This window comes from Mesorhizobium sp. M3A.F.Ca.ET.175.01.1.1, from assembly GCF_004791945.1.
GTDB lineage: Bacteria > Pseudomonadota > Alphaproteobacteria > Rhizobiales > Rhizobiaceae > Mesorhizobium.
In genome coordinates this window covers 1-354 of sequence record NZ_SRTP01000163.1, presented here as the reverse complement: position 1 = coordinate 354, position 354 = coordinate 1, and the positions used below count along the sequence as shown (strand labels likewise).

General features: G+C 52.5%; 1 pseudogene. It reads left to right on the top strand.

What is annotated here, in order from left to right:
• Positions 1-158 precede the first annotated feature (158 nt).
• Positions 159-354: pseudogene (locus EN818_RS31200) on the top strand (hypothetical protein); the annotation flags it as partial.

Sequence of the window (354 nt, the reverse complement as noted above, 5' to 3'; positions counted from 1 at the left end):
TTGCAACGGATCGTTCAAATAACTTTACAGATTCTTTTGCAACCGCGGACCGCTGACGATGCTAGGTTCACCGCAAGGTCTGAAGGCAGGCGTGAATATGAGCCAATGCCGATTTTACGTTCGGACCGCCGCACAGCACGCAACGGAGATCATCGCCAATGGCAAGAAGAGCGCTCATCCTGGTTGAAGGCACAAGGAGCAATGGTGTGCTATACGTGAAAGCTGCCCAGCGTCTTGGTCTTCATCCAATTACCCTGTCGGTTGATCCAGCTCAGTACGACTATCTTGCGGCGGAAGGAAGTGAGGCAATCCGTGTCGATACAGGCAATCTCGATGCGCTGATCGGCGAATGTT